We start from the raw sequence: 20145 nt of genomic DNA on the forward strand, positions 1-20145 counted from the left end.
AAAACCAATATCAGTCAATGCTTTGATATTTAACCAGCAAGCGCTAATTAATAATTACCTCTCCTGGAAAATAAGAGGATTGACTAATAATGAAAATTTTTTCTTCTCTTGGTCGATGGTCGGCCAGCGAGGAGACCAGCTTTTGACAGAGCCGCTCCGAGGGCCATCCCTACTAGCAAAAATCCACGCTCGGATAGCTAATATTCGTAAAGACGCTATCCATAAACTAACTACCTATCTTGCTAAAAACCACAGCATAATAAAGATAGAAGATTTACAAATTAAGGCATTCTTAAAAAATCACAAATTAGCAGGTGCAATTGCAGATTGTGGGATGTATGAATTTAGATGCCAATTAGAATATAAAACTGAGAAATTCTCAAGTCAATTAGTGCTTGTAGATAGAATGTTTCCAAGTTCACAGATTTGCTCTAATTGTGGGAATCATCGTCATCAGATGCCATTAAAAAACCGCGTTTATATTTGCCCTGATTGTGGTCACATTGAGGACAAAGATTTAAATGCCAGCAAGAATATAGAACGATAGTTTGAAGGAATATTCCCATCCGACTCTACCAAGTCAAACGGTAAGCTCTACGGGGATGGCCTGCGGAGTGGACAAACCCTTTAGTTGCCAAACTAAAGCCACGTTGAAACAGGAAGTTAACACCAAAACTACATAACGTCCAGTTAAGTCTAGATTTGCTGAGTTTTGGGTCAGTTTAATAGAGCGGAATACCATAATTACTTAAGGAATACCATTCAAGGGTATACTAGAAACATTATGGTGGCCAAGGAGATTTATAATGGCAAAAAAACGTAATGGTGCCACCTCATATTCAGAAAGCAAGGTTAAAGTCGGTGTGTCTCTGACTCCCACTAGCGCTGAGAGGCTAAAGGACGTAGCAACTGAACTTGGTCTATCTAGGTCTGAGTTAATTGAGCGCATTGCTAGAGGAGACCTTGCAATTTTGAGAGAGGCGGCACAGATCCAAGTAAATTTGGACAATAAATCGGAGACAGAAAATAATGCTCTGAAGACAAATGAAGTATCTGATGAAAAATTGGATATAGTAACAGTTCCAGAACCATTAGTTGACTCTGTAGAAGTACAAAATCAGTTATCGGAAAGTTATCAAACTTTACAACAAGAGTTGGCATCTCAGATGGCACAGATTAAACATTTGGAATACCAAATGACTGCGATGGTGTCAAGAGAAAGTTATGAAACTTTACAGAAGCAATTAGAAGAAGATAAAAAAGTAATCGTAGAGTCTCAAGCACAACTAGCTCAACTTAAACAACTAGAAGAGCAAGTAGCTTTGATGGTATCTCAGGAAAGTTATAAAACTCTCCAGCAAGAATCTCAAGGACAACTAGCTCAACTAAAACAACTAGAAGAGCAAATTGCTTTGATGGTATCTAGGGAAGTATACGATTCTTTGCAAGACCAATCACAGGAGCAAATTGCTCAAGTTGAGCAACTAGAATCTCAGATAGCTTCAATGGTATCAAAGGAAGTTTATCAGAATCTTCAGCAAGAGTCACAAGAGCAAATAGCTCAATTAAAAGAGCAAATTGCTTTGATGGTATCTAGGGAAGTATACGATTCTTTGCAAGACCAATCACAGGAGCAAATTGCTCAAGTTGAGCAACTAGAATCTCAGATAGCTTCAATGGTATCAAAGGAAGTTTATCAGAATCTTCAGCAAGAGTCACAAGAGCAAATGGCTCAATTAAAAGAGCAAATTGCTTTGATGGTATCTAGGGAAGTTTATGATTCTTTGCAAGACAAATCACAGGAGCAAATTGCTCAAGTTGAGCAACTAGAATCTCAGATAGCTTCAATGGTATCAAAGGAAGTTTATCAGAATCTTCAGCAAGAGTCACAAGAGCAAATAGCTCAACTTCAAAAACTAGAATCTCAAATAGCTTCAATGGTATTGCGGGAAAGTTATGAGACCCTGCAAAATCAGTCAGAAAAACAACAAGATAAGTTGCAACATCTAGAAGCACAAATTACCACAATGGTTTCTAGAGAAGTTTATGAGACTTTGCAGCGTCAGTCAGAAGAACAGCAAAATAAGTTGCGAAGTTTCGAAGAACAGACTGATTTAATGGTGTCAAAAGAAAATTATGAAGCTTTGCAGCACCAGTTACAGGAGCAACTCAATAAGTTGCAATATCTTGAATCTATAGTTGGTTCAATGGTATCACAGGAAACTTATGAAGCTTTAGAAAAACAGTCAGAATTGCAGAAACAAATAATTACAGATTATCAAAATAAACTGACTAAATTGCAACAAGAATTTCACGATCAAGTCGAGACAATACAGGCTTCAAGAAAGCAAATTTCTGAGTTACAAACTACATCTATGATTGCAGAAAATCACATTCTTAATAGATGGCAAAATCGTACCTTTTCTAGATAAAATCAAAGAAATATGATTCTTTTGATTAATTCCAAAATTTGAAATTTTCAGTTGGGAAAATTCAAAACAAATCAGGGAGAAAAAGGTAATTATTTATTTCCCAAGCGACAAATGCTCTCCGCTAATTGCTAATTGATGAATGTAGAGATTAAATCTTTGTATTCCACAAGGAAGAGCGGAGAGAATCCAAGTCGCATAATGGTTTATCATGATCGGGTAAATAGTGAAATATTTATAGCAGGGAACAGGGAACATGGAACACTGGGAAAAACATTGTCTAGTGATTCATCATTAGTGTATGTCCTCACTGCTCTGGCTATTGCTATAAAATGAAAAAAAGGTATCAAAAAATATATCTGAATATTAAATAGAGTTTAATAAACTAATTAAATCATGTCCGGATAATTACTGATGAAAAAAATTTATCCTCTTTTTCTTCCCTCCTGACTCGGTCTTCATGACTCAGTCTTCCTGACTACTCTTCTCGTTATTTATAACTATTCAACCGGACATAATATTATTTAGATGCCTAAATCATCTCTAGGCAGAAATCTTAACTTTCGTTTTTGAATATTATTTTAGTAAAGTGAATTTCTTACGAGTAGCAAATATACAAATAATTTTTGTCTACCTACTAGAAATCTCGAAAAACGGTTCTCAAGCCCTGACGTCACCATTACAAAATTGGCAGATTTGGATATGTCTACTAATATAGTTAATTTTCTATTTTAATGACAATTTGACCAAAGCTTAATTGTTGATAATTTTACACTTTATCCAAAGCCCAAATAAATTGCAGGCGTTGCAGATTTGCGGGATGAATGATAGGTTGGGACAGAGCAAGTCAAAGGGAAAAAATGTGGAATGTCCAGAGTGCCAATCTAAACATATCCGTAAGAACGGTCGCAGACGCGGCCAGCAGAACCACATTTGTGTCAATTGCGGTCGCCAATTTGTATCGAATCCTCAAACTTAACTAGGATACAGTGACGATGCTCGTCTCATTTGTCTAAAAATGTATGTCAATGGTATGGGTTTTCGTGGGATAGAACGGGTAACAGGAATTCATCATACCACCGTCATCCGATGGTGACGACAGGTCGGAGAACAGTTACCAGATGCCTATGAACCCTCCGAAATTCCTGAAGTTGGGTTCCTTGACGAACTACAAACTTTTGTCGGCTCAAAAAAAAGAAAATCTGGCTCTGGACAGCAGTTGACCACTTCCAAGCTGGTATATTAGGTTGGGTGGTAGGAGACCATAGTGCTCTGACTTTTGAACCTCTATGGCAGATTGTTGGACTGTGGCAGTGCTTCTTCTACGTTACTGATGGGTTTAAGGTGTACCCCCAGTATATTCGTATCGGGCGACCAGATAGTGAGCAAGACCTACATGACCCGAGTAGAGGGAGAAAATACAGGTCTAAGACATTATTTGGCTCGCTTACATCGCAAGACCTTGTGTGATTCCAAGTCAATAGAGATGCTTAAACATTCCATCCGACTATTAATTCACTATCTTAAGTTTTGGGATTTGCCCGTTCCCTCTAGATTCATCCCGCCCCTCAGCAACGCCAAATTGCACGCTAACTATCGTCACCAATATATCCAATATATATTCTCTACAAAATAATTGGAAAGTACTAAAATATAACTAATTAATTTCTGTTAACTTAAATTAATGATTAAATAAAAATATGCCACCCAAAATAATTATAAAAAATCTCATTAAAATTTATGGCAAAAAACATCTTGCCGCTCTTAAGTTGTTTCGGGAAGGTAAAACAAGAGATTATATACTGCAATCCACAGGTAATGTATTAGGATTGGCCGATATATCTCTTGAGATTAATCAAGGGGAAATATTTGTATTAATGGGTTTATCCGGCTCAGGAAAATCTACCCTGGCTCGATGTATTAATCGTTTGATTCATCCCACTAGCGGACATATTTATATTGATGATGAAGATGTTGCTCACGTTGGTGAGACACGAATGCGAGAAATACGACTTAATAAAGTCTCAATGGTTTTTCAACGTTTTGGGTTGTTTCCTCACAAAACAGTCGCTGAAAATGTAGAGTATGGACTAAAGGTGCGGGGAGTTGAACGAATTAATCGTCGCCAGAAAGCACTAGAAACATTAGAAGTTGTGGGTTTAGCTAAATGGGCAGATTATAAACCGACCTCTTTGAGTGGGGGAATGCAGCAACGAGTGGGTTTGGCCCGTGCTTTGGCTACTGATGCAGAAATTTTATTAATGGACGAAGCTTTTAGTGCCCTTGACCCATTGACTAGGGGAGAGATGCAAGATGAATTGTTGCGACTCCAGAAAGAATTACACAAAACTATTGTGTTTATTAGTCATGATATTCAAGAGGCTTTGAAACTAGGCGATCGTATTGCTGTAATGAAAGCAGGGGCAATTGTTCAATTGGGGACACCAGAAGAATTACTCACTCAACCAAAAAATGATTATATCACTGCTTTCATCCAAGAGGTAAATCCTGCACAATTTATTACAGTAGGTTCTATTATTAATCAAACAGCTTCTCTGAGGATTGGCCAAGATTCTGTTGGCTCTGGGCTGAAAAAAATGTTAGACCATAATCTCCAAGTTATGTATGTGCTCGATCAACAGAATAAACCTGTTGGTTTGGTAAAAAAAGAACATCTAGAAACCAGTCTCAAACAGGAAAAAGAAGATATTATGGGGGTGATAGAAACTGATTTTCCTATAATTGATGTTTCTGCTCATCTAGGAAATATTTTTCACCTTTATAAACAAGGATTTCCTCTAGCGGTAGTTGATGAAGAAAAAGAATTTAAAGGTATGGTAGAAGCTTCTGATGTACTTACCAGTTTGGGGCGACAAACTACTCAAGAAAAATTACCTACTCCTTAACAAATTTCTTGAAAGCTTTTCAAGAAAAAAGAAAGGGTAGTCCTGCATAGTAATGTTTAAGGACAAAATTTGATATTTACCGAAATATTTATTCTCCCAGATATTCAACAGTATTTTGAGAGTAAGTCGTGAAAAATTATCGCTCCCTCTAACTTTTACCATTACTATGCACTACTACCAAAGAAAGCATTTGAACTATTTTGTGTAGCAATAAAAGTCTCTGTAGTTTAACTTTTTTTTCCAGTAATAATAAATTTAGGGTTTACACAAAAACACCACCCAAAGTAAATCGAGAAATTAGGTAAAACCACTATATATAGTAAAGAAAAACTATAACGTCTTAGATATGTAGTGTTGAGAACTGAAAAAACCATCTATATCTTAAAATCTCAAACAAATACCAAAACACCACCCAAAGTAAATCGAGAAATTAGGTAAAACCACTATATATAGTAAAGAAAAACTATAACGTCTTAGATATGTAGTGTTGAGAACTAAAAAAACATCTATTCTCAAACAAATACCAAAATATTACCCAAAGTAAATCGAGAAATTAGGTAAAACTACTATATATAGTAAAGAAAAACTATAACGTCTTAGATATGTAGTGTTGAGAACTGAAAAAACCATCTATATCTTAAAATCTCAAACAAATACCAAAACACCACCCAAAGTAAATCGAGAAATTAGGTAAAACCACTATATATAGTAAAGAAAAACTATAACGTCTTAGATATGTAGTGTTGAGAACTAAAAAAACATCTATTCTCAAACAAATACCAAAATATTACCCAAAGTAAATCGAGAAATTAGGTAAAACTACTATATATAGTAAAGAAAAACTATAACGTCTTAGATATGTAGCGTTAACAACTCAAAAAACCATCTGTTTTGAGCACTGATGCCAAAATACTATCCAAAATAAATTGAGAAATCAGGGAAAAACACTATATATAGTAAAGAAAAACTATAACGTCTTAGATATGTAGCGTTAACAACTCAAAAAACCATCTGTTTTGAGCACTGATGCCAAAATACTATCCAAAATAAATTGAGAAATCAGGGAAAAACACTATATATAGTAAAGAAAAACTATAACGTCTTAGATATGTAGCGTTAACAACTCAAAAAACCATCTGTTTTGAGCACTGATGCCAAAATACTATCCAAAATAAATTGAGAAATCAGGGAAAAACACTATATATAGTAAAGAAAAACTATAACGTCTTAGATATGTAGCGTTAACAACTCAAAAAACCATCTGTTTTGAGCACTGATGCCAAAATATTAATTTCGAGCCAGAGTAATATAAATATAAATTAAATAGCTTCCCAGAGACTATTTATCAAGCACTTTAGGAGGAAGATATCTGTAAGTCCCTGCTACCTAAAGATTTGAATAAAACCTAACACCAAAGGAGCCAATAATATAGTGTTCAAATTTTTTCCCATATCAAATTACTTTATAACTGCAACTCAAGGAGGATTAGACAAAATATTTAATCCTTTCCAGTTTTACACTTTACCCTTAGACGAATGGGTTAACACTGCTGTTAATTTTCTAGTTGATAACTTTCGTCCCCTATTTCAAGCTATCAGCTTACCCATAAAAAATACTCTGGAAATAATTAAATCTGGTTTTCTAGCTGTTCCCCCCTTGATTTTTCTCATAATTATTGTCCTGCTGGTCTGGCAATTAGCAGGAAGAAAAATAGCCATCTACAGCATCATCGCTCTTTGTATAATTGGTTTTTGTGGCGCTTGGGAAGCAGCAATGGTTTCCCTGGCCCTGGTTCTAACAGCCGTAATATTTTGTATGTTAGTAGGTATTCCTCTAGGTATTATTAGTGCCATTAGCGATCGCTTCAACAAAATATTACGTCCCTTTCTAGATGCTATGCAAACTCTTCCAAGTTTCGTCTACCTAGTACCTGTAGTAATGTTATTTGGAATTGGAGAAGTTTCGGGTATTATTGCCACATTTGTTTTTGCAGTCCCCCCTCTAATTCGTCTGACAAATCTGGGCATTAGGCAAGTATCTCCAGAAGCAGTAGAAGCAGCTTTGGCTTTTGGCTCAACTCCCCAACAAGTCTTATTAGAAGTACAAATTCCTTTGGCTTTGCCTACTATTTTGGCTGGTACAAATCAAGCGATTTTGTTGGCCTTATCAATGTCAGTTGTCACCTCAATGATTGGGGTAGAGGGATTAGGACAAATGGTATTACAAGGTCTGGGTCGTTTAAATGTCGGACTAGCTACTGTAGGTGGTTTGGGTATTGTTTTAATTGCGGTGATGCTCGACCGTATCACTCAATCTATTAGTCAGGGAAAAGTTAATTCTTGGCAAGAGCGAGGTTTAATTGGATGGTGGCGGTCTCGTGGCTTTTCCAAAAAAAAAGGCACAACTCTAGGGATAAGTATTTTGCTTGCTTTGCTGGTTGGTGTTACTAGCTGGCAATTAATGTCCCAAACTACTATCAACTCAAAAAATGAAGCATTACCAGGGAATGGAATAATTGTCCGGTCTACTTCTGGTCTGGAAACATCGGGTATATTTGTTACGGAGATTGTGAATATTGGGCTGGAGAAATTAGGCTATCAGGTGAAAGGAGCAAAACAATTGAATGTTCCGGCAATGCACATTGCTGTTAGTAATAATGATGTGGATTTTACTGGTGTTCATTGGCAAGTTGCCCAAAAAGAATTTTTTGACAAGAATGGTGGGGAAGATAAATTAGAAAGGATTGGAACGCTAATTTCTGATTGTCAAGCGGGGTATCAGATAGATAAACAGACTGCTGAGAAATATAATATTACTGATTTATCACAACTCAAAGATCCAAAAATTGCTAAACTTTTTGATTCAGATGGTGATGGTAAGGCAAATTTAATCGGTTGTACTGCTGGTTGGGTGTGTGAAAGAATAATAAATCATCATTTACAGGTTTATGGACTTGAGGATACTGTTGAGCAAATTGAAGGAGATTATTCTTCTTTGATGGTGGATACTTTGACTCGTTATCGGCAAGGTAAACCTATTCTTTATTTTACTTGGACTCCTCATTGGTTAGCTTCAATTTTAAAAGTTGAGGAGGATGTGGAATGGTTGGGCGTTCCTTTTACATCCTTATTAGAAACTCAGGGAAACTTCACCGCAGAAGATACTTCAGTAAATGGAAAAAATCTTGGTATTCCAGTCGATAAAGTTCGGATATTAGCAAATAAGAATTTTTTGCAGGATAATCCAGTTGCGAAAAGTTTATTTGAACAGATTGAAATTCCTCTAGAGGATGTTAATTTTCAACAGGAAAAAGTTAAAAATGGGGAGAATAAACCTGTAGATATTCGCCGTCACGCTGAAGAATGGGTTGCTAGTCATCAAGGGTTATTTGATAGTTGGTTAGAAGTAGCAAAAAGTTAGGTTTTTATCACTCAAAATAAATAAGATATTTGTCAATTATCAAGGGTTTTCATATTGCCTCTGTCATCAATAGTGCTTATTACTAAACTGGAATGTAAAATATGGCGTTGGTAAATGAAGGTATGATGAGGAAAGAATGCGATCGCTAAATAGTTAGAAGTTTTTGAGCTAATGGTACAGGAATAGTTAGACATTCATGTTTTAGCTCATTTGAATAACCTTTTTGTGTTTGATAACAGTCTAAAAACTGTCGAGAGACAATCAACACAGATGTAATTCTGTTTTCCTTTCTTAAATCCATTTTTGTTAACGTGAGTTGATTGGCATGACCGACATTGCATTAAAGTTCACCTATAAGGGCTTTTTGGAAATATCATACCCTAATTTACCAACGCCAAAATTTTTTCATCACTAATTATCCGGACATGATATAACTCGATATTAGACTTGTGGCTTGATATGGTAAAAAATTGCCAAAACTCTTGGTGTAGTTTGAGCGTTTTTTTCAATCTATTTAGCAACAAATCTATTGTTTAGGATGAGATTCTAGCAGAATTTTTTTGAATCATTTCTTCTAATTGTTTGCGAGTAATACAACGACGTTCGGAGCAATAGGCCATCAAATTAACACCATTCATCATTCGCACTGTACTAACTCTGACTCGAAAATCATCTGTCAGAAACCAACAACGTTCTTGTCCTTGGTTTCTTTCATATTCTGTGTCAATTGTCAAGACTCCATCCGTGGCAAAATGATATCTACCCACTACAGGAATACCTTCAACATAACCACGATTACGCAAAAATTTTCCAGTTAAGCCTGTTTGAGAATCAGGAATATCTACTAAAATAGCAGCATAATTGGGATTAGGTTCATCATCATCTAAATTATCTTGCCAGTTAAAACTTGCACCACCTGTTGCTAAAGCTGGATTTAAATTTTGTTGTTCACAAACTTCCAAAACTTTAGGGTCATCTTTTGTTAAAACTTTGACGATTAAATTAGATTTCCCTGACTCATCTTGAACAGAATCAAAATGATGAACAGTACGTTGAGAAAACCATATTCCCTCACTTTTGAGAAAAAAATCCATCATTGTCATTGGTGGTGTGAATTTCATTTTTTTTGTCTCTAAATTTTTGTTAACATCTAGTGGGACTTACACAAAATAGCAGCAGAATATAGGCTCAAATATAGACAGGTAGAGGTTTTTACGTCAAAAAGGTATAAATCCTTTATTACCAAGGGTTTTAGCCATTTTTAGGGCATTGACGTAATTCCCTTGTCTAGACTGACTTTCAAGCCGTTTTTCTGCCAAAAAATGTCTAAGTACCACTAGGATATTTTTAGTTAAGGAAAAATCAATAAAAATCTAATTGAGAGTCATAAAATTATAGGATAAATCAAATAGACATCTCCTCCAAAAGAGGGAGTAGGTCGTAGGGACGTTGCATGCAACTACAGATTAGAAAAAAATAATTGATAATTTCTGTGCAATAGTTGATTTTATTTTTTATGACCGGAGATTTCTAATATATACTTTAGACTTTTATAGATATAGCAATCACCGAATCGGATGTGATAATTTTATTGCTTCAGTGTTTCTCATTCCCAGCTCCGGTATTCCCTAAAAATCTACAATATCTCACAACTCAAATAAGATTGATATATCTAATTAATATATAATTAACTAAAATCTTTATACATAGCAAACTCTCCTCAAACAAAATGCAGTTTCAATCAGCTACAGAAATTATTCAATCTTATCAGCAAGACAAAAATCTTACAGGTAGTAATCTACAAGGTATAGATATTAGTCAAATTGAACTATATCAAGTCAATCTAAGTCAAAGCAATTTACAACAGGCCAATCTAAATAATACAATCCTCATTGGAGCTAACTTGAGTGAAGCAAACTTAAGTGGAGCAAATCTCAAAGGTGCTGATTTACGAGGAGCAAATCTTCAGGGAGCAAATTTGAGTGGAGCAGATTTAACTGATGCCTATCTCAATAGAGCTGAATTACAAAAGGCTAATTTGGCTAATGCTAATTTGGCAGGAGCTAAACTACAAGTAGCTTACTATAATAGTGAAACAATTTGGCCTGAAGGATTTGCTTATAAAAAATCAGGAGCAGTTGGACCAGGAGCTGATTTGAGTGGAGCTTTTTTAAATACAGCTTACCTCCGAGGAGCTGACCTTCAAGGGGCAAATCTGCGGGGTGCTTATCTGAGTGGTACTGATTTGACAGGCGCTAACTTGCAAGGTGCAGCTCTTAGTGGTTCTAATATGAAGGGAGTTTTTTTAGTAGGTGCTAATTTGCGTGATGCTCGACTCAATGGGGTAGAGTTAGAAGGAGCTGATTTACGAGCTGCTGATTTGACGGGGGCGAGTTTAGATAATATTCCTAGTATTGCTGGAGTTGATTTTACTTTGGTGCAGGGATTGAGTGACTCTAGTAGAGCTATGTTATTTGGATATTCTGGCAAAGATTTAGGAACCTGGAATTCTTTTACTCGTACTAATACTAAGAGTAGTTTGTTCTCTAATTTAACTGATGTTTAATTTATTCCAGAAAAGAGGGAACAGGGAACATGGAACAGGGAACAGGGAGAAATAATTGATAATTTATGGATAATAATTGATTTTATTTTGAATTTTCACACCTATGTCTAATGGAAAAATTTCTACTGTTTAATTTATTCCAGAAAAGAGGGAACAGGGAACATGGAACAGGGAACAGGGAGAAATAATTGATAATTTATGGATAATAATTGATTTTATTTTGAATTTTCACACCTATGTCTAATGGAAAAATTTCTACTGTTTAATTTATTCCAGAAAAGAGGGAACAGGGAACAGGGAACAGGGAGAAATAATTGATAATTTATGGATAATAATTGATTTTATTTTGAATTTTCACACCTATGTCTAATGGAAAAATTTCTACTTTTATCGCAGTTGAAAGAAAGGTTAGAACATATCAAAAGCTTAAAACTTAGACAACGCAATATTTTCCTTCTCTCCTAGATAACTAAAGTCTTCTTCCTTCTCTCCTAGATAACTAAAGTCTTCTTCCTTTCTTTACTTCTTTGGCACAACAAATCTCATTCCTCCCTTAACTCTTGAAGTATCTTCCTGATACCGAGGGATAACATGAATATTTGTGTGCATCATTTTTTGTCCTCCGGCACGATTAACATTTATCCCTACATTAAACCCATCCGGATTATATTTTTCCTGTAAAATTTTCTGTACCTGATTTACCATTAACCAACAGTCTAATTGTTCTTCTACAGGTAACTCAAAATAATTTGCTAGATGACGCTTAGGTATAACTAAAGTATGCCCTTTTGTAACTGGATAGCCATCAAGTATTGCATAAGTTTTTGCTGACTCTGTAATTAACTGTAAATTTTTACGCGGGTTACAAAATAAGCAATTGTTTGTGTAATTTTTTTGCTGATTATAATGAATATATTCATAAATTTCACACAACTCATCTGTGTGGATAGATTTAAAAGGTAAATTAACTAAACACTGATAAGTTGGTTTTTTGTGTATATAATGCTCTCGAAAACCCTCACGCTTCAAACCTCTTCTAACAGAGTAATAAGCTTTACCTCCAGGTTTTAATAATTGTGAAACTTCCATCAAAACTTGAGTTTGTGCTTGGTCAAATAAAACATTTAATACATAAAAACAGAGAATAGTATCAAATTTTGTCTGGGGATATTGTGGAAAATAATAAGGGTCATAACCAGTGACTGGAAAGTTTTTTTGTTGTAGTAGTTTAACATCATTACCAAAACCACAGCCAAAGTCGAGAATTTTACCAACTAGCAGATTTTTATCTAGCAATAATTGAGCTGGAAATGAAATAAATTTACGCTCTTTAGCAGTAAGGTGGCTATATTGGTTTGATTGTTTATTGGTAAACAAGGATACTTTTGTGATGAAGTAATGCAGAATACAATAATTGTAATTGGTAATTGGTAATTGGTAATTGGTAATTGGGAAGGCGCTAAAACAACTTCGCTCTTTATTGAATGGCAGAGAATGTCAAACTTCTCAATAAAATCTGAGTACTGAATCCATATCACAACTGATTATTTAGAATCAATTGGCAATCCGGAATGATTTATGAGAATTTTATTACTTCGGTATTCCCTATTTCATCACAGGTCACAAGAGTGCCCTACCAGGTGCGTCTGTTGCACCCCACGGGGTCACACCACTATTCCTGAAAAGTCTAGAATATTTCACAATTAAAATAAGATTGCTATCGATTTTTGAGAATCATTAGATTGTCAAAAAAGGAATAGAAAATGGTGGATGGTTGAAAATAATTTTTGTGATTAAAAATGACAATAAATTTTGAGCAACTCATTGATAAATACTATATTTATAGCATGTTGATTTCATTCTAGATTTTGGCAATGAATTTATTGATTTTCAGACAGCGAAAGATAAATTTCCTCAAGCTTGGAATAACGTAGTTTCGTCAATACATAAAATCGCACAGTTTAGAATGAAACAGCTCAGTATTTATAGAGAATTTTAACAGTATATGGGTGATCGAATTATAGGTTTTTCATTAAACAACTTCATAAAGAATAAAAATTACATTTTACCGAATAATTAATGATTAATCATTAATCATTAAATAATTCTGGTTTAAATCCTCCCCTTTCAAAGGGAAAAAAAGCGGTCGATCTTCGTAGCTTCCCGAAGGGTGGGATGGCGATCTTCGGAGCGGGTCTGCACTCTTCGGGTCTCCTCGCCATATCCAATCGACCAAGAGAAGAAATAATATTTCCTTACATTCAATCAAGGACGGTTTTAACCAGAGGTAATTATCAATTATCAATTATCAATTAATGAACGCCTTGGTATTTACAAATTACTCAAAGCTTTATTTAGTCAGATTTTTCCCTAGTATACCTCATACCAATCCGATGGCTTTTCTAACCTAATCTTAGCCCATAGCAATATAAACAACATACGGCAATTGATGAATCAGTAAACAAACATAAAACAAAATATTCTTGCTTATACTTATCTATATAATTTGTTCAATTATTTGAATATAGCAGTCTACAGATAAATTAAACATAAGCATCTGCATAGAATTAGTTACCTACTCTAATTTTCTGTAAATTTTGTAGCAAAAAGGTTTGAATGACGGAAAATGTGCAATTAATTTTGTTTAATTCCTATTAAGAATTTTCCTCAACTAAAAAAATCCCAATCAATGAATAAGAATTAATAACTAATTTTAATACCAACTTATAATATATTTTTCCTATTTCCTATACCCTTTCAGCAATCACAATATATTTGAAGGTTAAGCCAATGGACGACCCCAGAAAAAGCTGGTTCCATATAATTTTTGACTTTAAAAGTTCAGTCATTCCCAATATTTGGCTCAGAGTATTGGTAATTATGATATTTGCCCTTTTAGTTACTATAGCTCATGGTAATAATTTGCCCATGAATCAGCCAATTTTAGGTAGTATTATTCCAGGAATAGTCCTTGGTTTATTGCTAGTTTTTAGAACTAATACTGCTTACGATCGCTATTGGGAAGGTCGGAAATTAATCGGACTTATTTCTAAAAATTGCTGCATTATGGCAAAAAATATCATAGTGTTTGTTCCTGATAATAACAGTGAAGATTACGCTCAAAAAATATCTTACATCAAACTATTAATTGCTCTTTTTATTGCGGTCAAACTTCAAGTCAGAAAGGAAAAAGTTAACGAAGAAATAAAAAAATATCTCTCTGAAGTTCAGTGTTTAGAATTGAATAGCAGTAATAATATGCCTCTACAAATTACTAAATGGTTAACAATATACTTTGATAGACTTGCAAAAAATAGTTCTATCAATGAATTGACTTTAATCAGTTGGAATCAAAAAATAGAAGAAATTTTTATCGCTTTTGGAGGTTGTCAAAGAATTGCTACAACACCTATTCCGAAAGCTTATTCTATTCATTTAAAGCATTTATTGCTCATCTATTGCTTTGCCATTCCTTTTCAATTTGTTGCAGAATTAAGTTGGTGGACTATTCCTATGTCAGGTATTATTAGTTTTGCTCTATTAGGAATAGAAGCCATTGGTCTAGAAATAGAAAATCCTTTCGGTTATGACAGTAACGATCTTCCTATAGATAATATAGGCAAGAAAATGACAGAGGATATTTTAGAACTAATCAACTCTGGTTCTTTTAATAATTCTGAATTATGGGAAGGTTGGGTAAGTTTGCAAGAAATAAGTTAGATGATTTGTTTGTAGAGAACAAGCAAGAAGAATTAATTTTTCTTTTTGGGTAATATAGCAATCCTAAATAGGTTGCGGGTAATCAAAAAGTGAATAAAAAAACTGAAACTCTTACCTGTTCCCTTTTCCCAGTTAAGTGTTCCCTAAAAAGCAGTAAGATTTTTGACACGAATAAAATAGGATTGCTATAGCTAAAGATCGTAATCATTATTTTTCATAAAGTGATGTAGCAATCACTACTAAAATCATAATAAATAAAGTTTAAATAAATCAGAAACTTTAGGATTTTAGGCTGGAGATAGTGAGATAAAATATTAAGTAATAGCTCCCATACCAACTTAATTTGTAATTGGTTTTAGGAGTTAGTCAAAAAACTGTATTTGTTGTAGTTATATATTAATCAGAGGTTAAGCCATGACTAGCATCGTCAAATCTCCCCTAAACAAAGAACAAACTACAACCTGGTTAAGAGGACTAATGACCGTTGCTTATGCTGATGGGGAATTAGATGTGACAGAGAAAGATTTATTTGACCACTTTAGTCACGAAGAGTTTGCTTCTAAAATTGAAATCTCAGAATTACAACCCATTAATCCAGATGATTTAGCTAGGGTACTGGGAGAAAATCCTACCATAGCAGAAAATTTTATGAGAACTGCGGTAATGGTAGCCTTGGCAGATGGAATTTATTCTATTACTGAGGATGACATACTTCATAGATACTGTAACGCTTTAGGACTAAAGGTTAAAGCTTTAGATGCCCTGAGAAAAAATCTGGAAAAAGCCAAGGAACAAGCAACAGAAGATGATTTAGACAGTTGGATTGAAGAAACAGAACATACTGGCACTTTCATTATTCCCCACGACACCGAACATTATCAAACTGTACTCGCTCCGATCAAAGACTGGTTGGATGGATGGGATATCCATGACCCAAAAGTGGCTCACATGGTATGTAAAATGATTCCCCCTCAATGTCCTTTTGAGCGAGATATTGTGATTTTTGGTAAGAAAGTAGCCCACATTCCAGCTATGTGTAAACTTAATCCACTTTACGACCAGTTGGTTGGTATGCGTTTTCGTGCTTTATCTTATTTGGCAGATGAATGTCAGGAGGATGTGTCTAAGTATTGTTGATGAACTGACAAGAAACTTTCTTCCTCTCTTCCTTCTTTTTTCCTATTTCCTACTGACTCCTGAATTCTGACTTCTAGCAAAAAACTGAATCGCCGACAAAGATACGGTCAGGGGTTCTATAGATATATCGAAGCGATCGCTCAGGTGACAAATCACCTCACCCAAATCTCATTGTGTGAAGCTCTAGAAAAAAATGGTGGAATGTGGTGTTGCATCTCCAAAAAAATTGGGATAAGATGTAATCATTGGGGGTTGCTCGCCCTTATTCATGATTTTTTATTCAACAAAAAATCAGCATTACCTCTCAATGATTATATATATGAAGCGATCGCTCAACTGACAAATCAGATCACTCAAATCTCATTGTGTGAAGCTTAAAAAAACGATGGAATTGAGTCTTGTATCGCAATTTTTTTTGAGATACAATATAAGCATTGGGAGTTGCTCGCCCCTATACATGACTTTTTATTCAACAAAAAAAACAGCATTTGGGATAAATGATAAATAGAGATATAGGAGCGATCACTCAACTGACAAATCACCCCACTCAAATCTCATTGTGTGAAGCTTAAAAAAAATAGATGGAATTGAGTCTTGCATCTCCAAAAAAATTGCGATACAATATAAGCATTGGGGGTTTTTCGCCTCTAAGCATGACTTTTTATTCAACACGAAAACAGCAGGATATAGATATACAGAAGCGATCGCTCAACAGAGAAATCTCCCAGATGTCATTGTATGAAGCTCAAAAAAAACTGGGAGGATATTGTATTGCAACTCCCCAAAAATTCTGATAAGATGTAATCATTGGGAGTCGTTCGTCCCTACGCATGACTTTTTATTCAACTAAAAATCAGCAGGATGAATCTATAGATATATAAATATACAGAAGCGATCGCTCAACTGACAAATCACCTCACTCAAATCTCATTGTGTGAGGCTCAAAAAAACTGGGAGGATATTGTGTTGCAACTCCCCAAAAATTCTGATAAGATGTAATCATTGTGAGTCGTTCGCCCCTCTGCATGACTTTTTATTCAACTAAACAGCATTTCCGATAAATATGCAATTTATTGACCAAGCAGAAATTCAAGTAGAAGCTGGTAAAGGTGGTGACGGTATGGTTGCCTTTCGGCGAGAAAAATATGTGCCTGCCGGAGGCCCATCTGGTGGAAATGGTGGCCGTGGTGGCTCCGTGATTTTAGTGGCGGTTGAAAATCTTCAAACTTTGCTCGATTTTAGATTTCAACGTATTTTTAAAGCAGAAAATGGTAAGCGTGGCGGTCCAAAAAATATGACTGGTGCTTCAGGGAGCGATCGCTTAATTGAAGTGCCTCCTGGTACAATGGTTTATGATGCGGAAACAGAGGAATTGTTGGGAGATTTAATTACACCAGGACAAAGTTTTTGTGTTGCTAAAGGTGGTAAAGGTGGGTTAGGAAATAAACATTTTCTCAGTAATAGTAACCGCGCTCCTGAATATGCTTTGCCTGGGTTGGAGGGTGAAACTCGAATGTTAAGATTGGAGTTAAAACTGTTAGCTGAAGTGGGAATTATTGGGTTACCAAATGCGGGAAAATCTACTTTAATTGCTGCACTTTCTGCTGCCCGTCCGAAAATTGCTGATTATCCTTTTACTACTCTAGTACCAAATTTAGGTGTTGTGAGAAAACGGACGGGAGATGGTACTGTTTTTGCTGATATTCCAGGATTAATAGAAGGTGCTTCTGCTGGTTTGGGTTTGGGGCATGAATTTTTAAGGCATATTGAACGAACTAAATTATTGTTGCATTTGGTCGATATTACAGATATTAATCCGGTGGATAATTTTGAGACTATTCAAAATGAGTTAAAGGTTTATGGGCGAAATTTGGAAGATAAAAATCAAATTTTAGCTTTGAATAAGGTTGATGCTGTAGATTTAGAAAGTGCAGAAATTCAAGAGTTGGTTAGTAATTTTAGAGAGATTAATAGGGGAAAAGTTTTCCTGATTTCTGCTGTTGCAGGTATTGGTTTGAAAGAGTTGATGGAAGAAGTTTGGCAGGTTTTGGAATTGGAGGAAAATGTTATATCATGTCCGGTTAAACAGTGATAAATAAATAACTACGGAGGAGTCAGGAGACAGGAGACAGGAGACAGGAGGAAAGAGGGAAGAAAGAAGAAAAACTGGAGTTGAAGGAGAAAGTTTTTTTATAACTAATTATCCGGACATAATATTATTCAATAATTAATAATTAACAATGAATAATTAATAATTACCCCTAATGAAAATAGATGTAGGTTGGGTTGAACAACAGTGTTAGCGGAGCTTCCCGGAGGGAAACCCAACATTAATTAGGGTTTGCGCTCAAAAGTATTTTAGTAGGGGTAGGAGACAGGAGACAACCCACCCCTCGCCCCTCCCCCTCCCAGGAGAGGAGAAATGGATCGGGAGCGAGGAAGTAGGAGCGGGCGTTTTGTAAGAATGATTTTTCTGCCCAACTATGCGCCTAAAATACGCTCCTTTTTGAGCGTTTTAGACTGAAACAGGCGCACTTTTTTTGTTCCCAAAAAGGCTAAAGTCTTTATATGTCAATGCTTTTATATTTAATCAGCAGAGCAATAATTATCATTTTCTTTGTGGGTTTAATACCCCACCGTCAACGGGGGTGTTCACGCATTACTTGGGGGAGCGAATCCCCATGTAATTTTCCTCCTGTCTCCTGTCTCCTGTCTCCTGTCTCCTTCTTCAAGGCATTGCATAATTGCGGGATGATTTTGTCAGAGAGCAGAAATCATAATCCCTGTGTCCCCATGTCTCCGTGTCCCTGTGTCGGCCTCAATTATCCCAGTATTCAGCAACGCCTTAATTATGGTGTTGGGTTTCGTTTCTCTCAACCCAACCTACAAATTCTACTTCACCATTACCATGCAGGACTACCTAATTTTTTTCTTTTTTCCCTTCAAAGAAAAGGCTTTATACGTTAATCTTTTGATAATGTAGGTTGGGTAGAATGGTAGTATTAGCGGAGCTTGTCCGTTAGGATAAACCTAACACAATAATGGAGGGAAATTAGATAATGTTGGGTTTCGTTTCTCTCAACCCAACCTACAATTTTAATAGCAGTATTTTCCGTCTAAAGCTTTGGCATGGTCTTTTCCAGTTCGGACTACCCCTAATAGGGTGGAAATAATCACGCACCTTTTTGGTTTGTCTTGGTTCTGGTGTTTTATGCCAATACGCCCTTTTGCTTGGATGCTAGTTTGTGTACATTGGTCAGTAGGTTTGTAAACTGGGCAACCTTTGTAATTGAAAAGGGCACGGTAAATGGGGTCTGTTTTGTTGGTAGTAACTGTATTGGTATCGGGTTTAACTATCCGGAGGGTAGTTTCATACTTGCCTTTGTCATTTGTCTGATTGTCGTCTATCTCAATACCAGGTTCTAGATATTTCCAACTTGAGGTTGGTAGGTCATTGGGAGCGATCGCTGGTTTATGTAGCGCATACCTAATTACGGGTTGCCCAATAATATTGGTGGTTTCTTGGAAACTTGCCTGCCAAGCAGTTTTATCTCGTATGGCATTGCGACGAGCTGCAAACATAGCTTGATATATTCTGTCAGTGGAGGTGCGGAGACGGTAGTTATTGATGAATGCTAGCCATCCGGGAGCAGCGATCGCGGCAATAATACCAATAATTAGTACGACTAATGTTAATTCTGTGAGGCTATATCCTGCTTCTTTTTGCTTAAGTGATTTTTCTGAGATATTTTTTGCAGCATTTTTAATAATAGTTGATATTACGGAGATTAAGATTTTTACGTTCATTTCAACCCTGATTTACTGTTTTTAAATAGTTGTATCTCTCTTTACTATTTTAACAATTCATAATTGAACGTCAAACATGATGATATTTTTTTGCATAAAAAATTTGCCCTGTCGTTTACCTGAAGATTTGACAGGGAAGTTATTTTGTGGTAAGCATAGG

General features: G+C 35.6%; 14 protein-coding genes and 2 pseudogenes. 11 read left to right on the forward strand and 5 right to left on the reverse strand.

Annotated features, from left to right (window positions below):
* A partial coding sequence (locus D5R40_RS04695; RefSeq protein ID WP_240041543.1) for an RNA-guided endonuclease InsQ/TnpB family protein occupies positions 1–547 on the forward strand: 547 nt, incomplete at its 5' end.
* A gap of 33 nt (positions 548–580) precedes the next feature.
* Here the strand turns inward: D5R40_RS04695 and D5R40_RS34590 are convergent.
* Positions 581–742, reverse strand: a complete 162-nt coding sequence (locus D5R40_RS34590) for a hypothetical protein (RefSeq protein ID WP_161564476.1) — start codon at positions 740–742, stop codon at positions 581–583.
* Between the two features lie 64 nt (positions 743–806).
* On the opposite strand from D5R40_RS34590, the gene D5R40_RS04700 reads away from it, so the two are divergent.
* The 4 genes and pseudogenes from D5R40_RS04700 (at position 807) to proX (ending at position 8755) form a co-directional block, all read left to right on the forward strand.
* Complete coding sequence (locus tag D5R40_RS04700) at positions 807–2432, forward strand: coiled-coil domain-containing protein (RefSeq protein ID WP_124154291.1); 1626 nt, start codon at positions 807–809, stop codon at positions 2430–2432.
* A gap of 859 nt (positions 2433–3291) precedes the next feature.
* Positions 3292–4065 (forward strand): annotated as a pseudogene (locus tag D5R40_RS04705) (IS1 family transposase).
* A gap of 64 nt (positions 4066–4129) precedes the next feature.
* Positions 4130–5335: a quaternary amine ABC transporter ATP-binding protein gene (locus D5R40_RS04710; RefSeq protein ID WP_124144599.1), complete on the forward strand. Its 1206-nt coding sequence runs from the start codon at positions 4130–4132 to the stop codon at positions 5333–5335.
* A gap of 1431 nt (positions 5336–6766) precedes the next feature.
* Positions 6767–8755 (forward strand): glycine betaine/L-proline ABC transporter substrate-binding protein ProX, encoded by a 1989-nt coding sequence (gene proX / locus D5R40_RS04715; protein WP_205127603.1) that lies wholly within the window; start codon positions 6767–6769, stop codon positions 8753–8755.
* Positions 8756–8930: 175 nt separating this feature from the next.
* Here the strand turns inward: proX and D5R40_RS37385 are convergent.
* Positions 8931–9096 (reverse strand): annotated as a pseudogene (locus tag D5R40_RS37385) (IS1/IS1595 family N-terminal zinc-binding domain-containing protein); the annotation flags it as partial.
* A 192-nt stretch (positions 9097–9288) separates the two neighbouring features.
* A complete protein-coding gene (locus D5R40_RS04725; protein WP_124144600.1) occupies positions 9289–9876 on the reverse strand; it encodes a phycobiliprotein lyase in 588 nt (195 codons plus the stop codon).
* Between the two features lie 608 nt (positions 9877–10484).
* Between D5R40_RS04725 and D5R40_RS04730 the strand changes: the two genes are divergently transcribed.
* The gene (locus tag D5R40_RS04730; protein WP_124144601.1) at positions 10485–11321 is read left to right on the forward strand and encodes a pentapeptide repeat-containing protein; all 837 of its coding nucleotides are present in this window, start codon (positions 10485–10487) and stop codon (positions 11319–11321) included.
* Between the two features lie 519 nt (positions 11322–11840).
* On the opposite strand, the gene D5R40_RS04735 is transcribed toward D5R40_RS04730, so the two are convergent.
* Complete coding sequence (locus D5R40_RS04735) at positions 11841–12698, reverse strand: HIT family protein (protein ID WP_124144602.1); 858 nt, start codon at positions 12696–12698, stop codon at positions 11841–11843.
* Between the two features lie 1413 nt (positions 12699–14111).
* On the opposite strand from D5R40_RS04735, the gene D5R40_RS04740 reads away from it, so the two are divergent.
* From D5R40_RS04740 to obgE, 5 genes are all read left to right on the forward strand, one after another.
* Positions 14112–15041: a bestrophin family protein gene (locus D5R40_RS04740; RefSeq protein ID WP_124144639.1), complete on the forward strand. Its 930-nt coding sequence runs from the start codon at positions 14112–14114 to the stop codon at positions 15039–15041.
* A gap of 414 nt (positions 15042–15455) precedes the next feature.
* Positions 15456–16178, forward strand: coding sequence for a Mo-dependent nitrogenase C-terminal domain-containing protein (locus tag D5R40_RS04745; protein WP_124144603.1), 723 nt, complete (start codon positions 15456–15458; stop codon positions 16176–16178).
* A gap of 144 nt (positions 16179–16322) precedes the next feature.
* The gene (locus D5R40_RS04750; RefSeq protein WP_124154292.1) at positions 16323–16556 is read left to right on the forward strand and encodes a hypothetical protein; all 234 of its coding nucleotides are present in this window, start codon (positions 16323–16325) and stop codon (positions 16554–16556) included.
* A gap of 203 nt (positions 16557–16759) precedes the next feature.
* Positions 16760–16972, forward strand: coding sequence for a hypothetical protein (locus D5R40_RS34595; RefSeq protein WP_124144604.1), 213 nt, complete (start codon positions 16760–16762; stop codon positions 16970–16972).
* Between the two features lie 269 nt (positions 16973–17241).
* On the forward strand, positions 17242–18270 hold the full coding sequence (gene obgE, locus D5R40_RS04760) for a GTPase ObgE (RefSeq protein ID WP_124154293.1): 1029 nt from the start codon (positions 17242–17244) through the stop codon (positions 18268–18270).
* 1004 nt (positions 18271–19274) lie between these two features.
* On the opposite strand, the gene D5R40_RS04765 is transcribed toward obgE, so the two are convergent.
* Positions 19275–19985 carry a pilus assembly FimT family protein gene (locus D5R40_RS04765; RefSeq protein WP_124154294.1) on the reverse strand — a complete coding sequence of 237 codons (711 nt, stop codon included), beginning with the start codon at positions 19983–19985 and terminating at the stop codon, positions 19275–19277.
* Positions 19986–20145 lie beyond the last annotated feature (160 nt).

It is taken from the genome of Okeania hirsuta, from assembly GCF_003838195.1.
Lineage (GTDB): Bacteria > Cyanobacteriota > Cyanobacteriia > Cyanobacteriales > Microcoleaceae > Okeania > Okeania hirsuta.

What these genes read in the sequence shown, in the direction of transcription:
- D5R40_RS34590 (WP_161564476.1), bottom strand. Translation starts at nt 742, where the DNA reads ATGGTATTCCGCTCTATTAAACTGACCCAAAACTCAGCAAATCTAGAC.
- D5R40_RS04730 (WP_124144601.1), top strand. Translation starts at nt 10,485, where the DNA reads ATGCAGTTTCAATCAGCTACAGAAATTATTCAATCTTATCAGCAAGAC.
- D5R40_RS04725 (WP_124144600.1), bottom strand. Translation starts at nt 9,876, where the DNA reads ATGAAATTCACACCACCAATGACAATGATGGATTTTTTTCTCAAAAGT.
- D5R40_RS04745 (WP_124144603.1), top strand. Translation starts at nt 15,456, where the DNA reads ATGACTAGCATCGTCAAATCTCCCCTAAACAAAGAACAAACTACAACC.
- D5R40_RS04710 (WP_124144599.1), top strand. Translation starts at nt 4,130, where the DNA reads ATGCCACCCAAAATAATTATAAAAAATCTCATTAAAATTTATGGCAAA.
- D5R40_RS04765 (WP_124154294.1), bottom strand. Translation starts at nt 19,985, where the DNA reads ATGAACGTAAAAATCTTAATCTCCGTAATATCAACTATTATTAAAAAT.
- D5R40_RS34595 (WP_124144604.1), top strand. Translation starts at nt 16,760, where the DNA reads ATGGAATTGAGTCTTGCATCTCCAAAAAAATTGCGATACAATATAAGC.
- obgE (WP_124154293.1), top strand. Translation starts at nt 17,242, where the DNA reads ATGCAATTTATTGACCAAGCAGAAATTCAAGTAGAAGCTGGTAAAGGT.
- D5R40_RS04700 (WP_124154291.1), top strand. Translation starts at nt 807, where the DNA reads ATGGCAAAAAAACGTAATGGTGCCACCTCATATTCAGAAAGCAAGGTT.
- D5R40_RS04740 (WP_124144639.1), top strand. Translation starts at nt 14,112, where the DNA reads ATGGACGACCCCAGAAAAAGCTGGTTCCATATAATTTTTGACTTTAAA.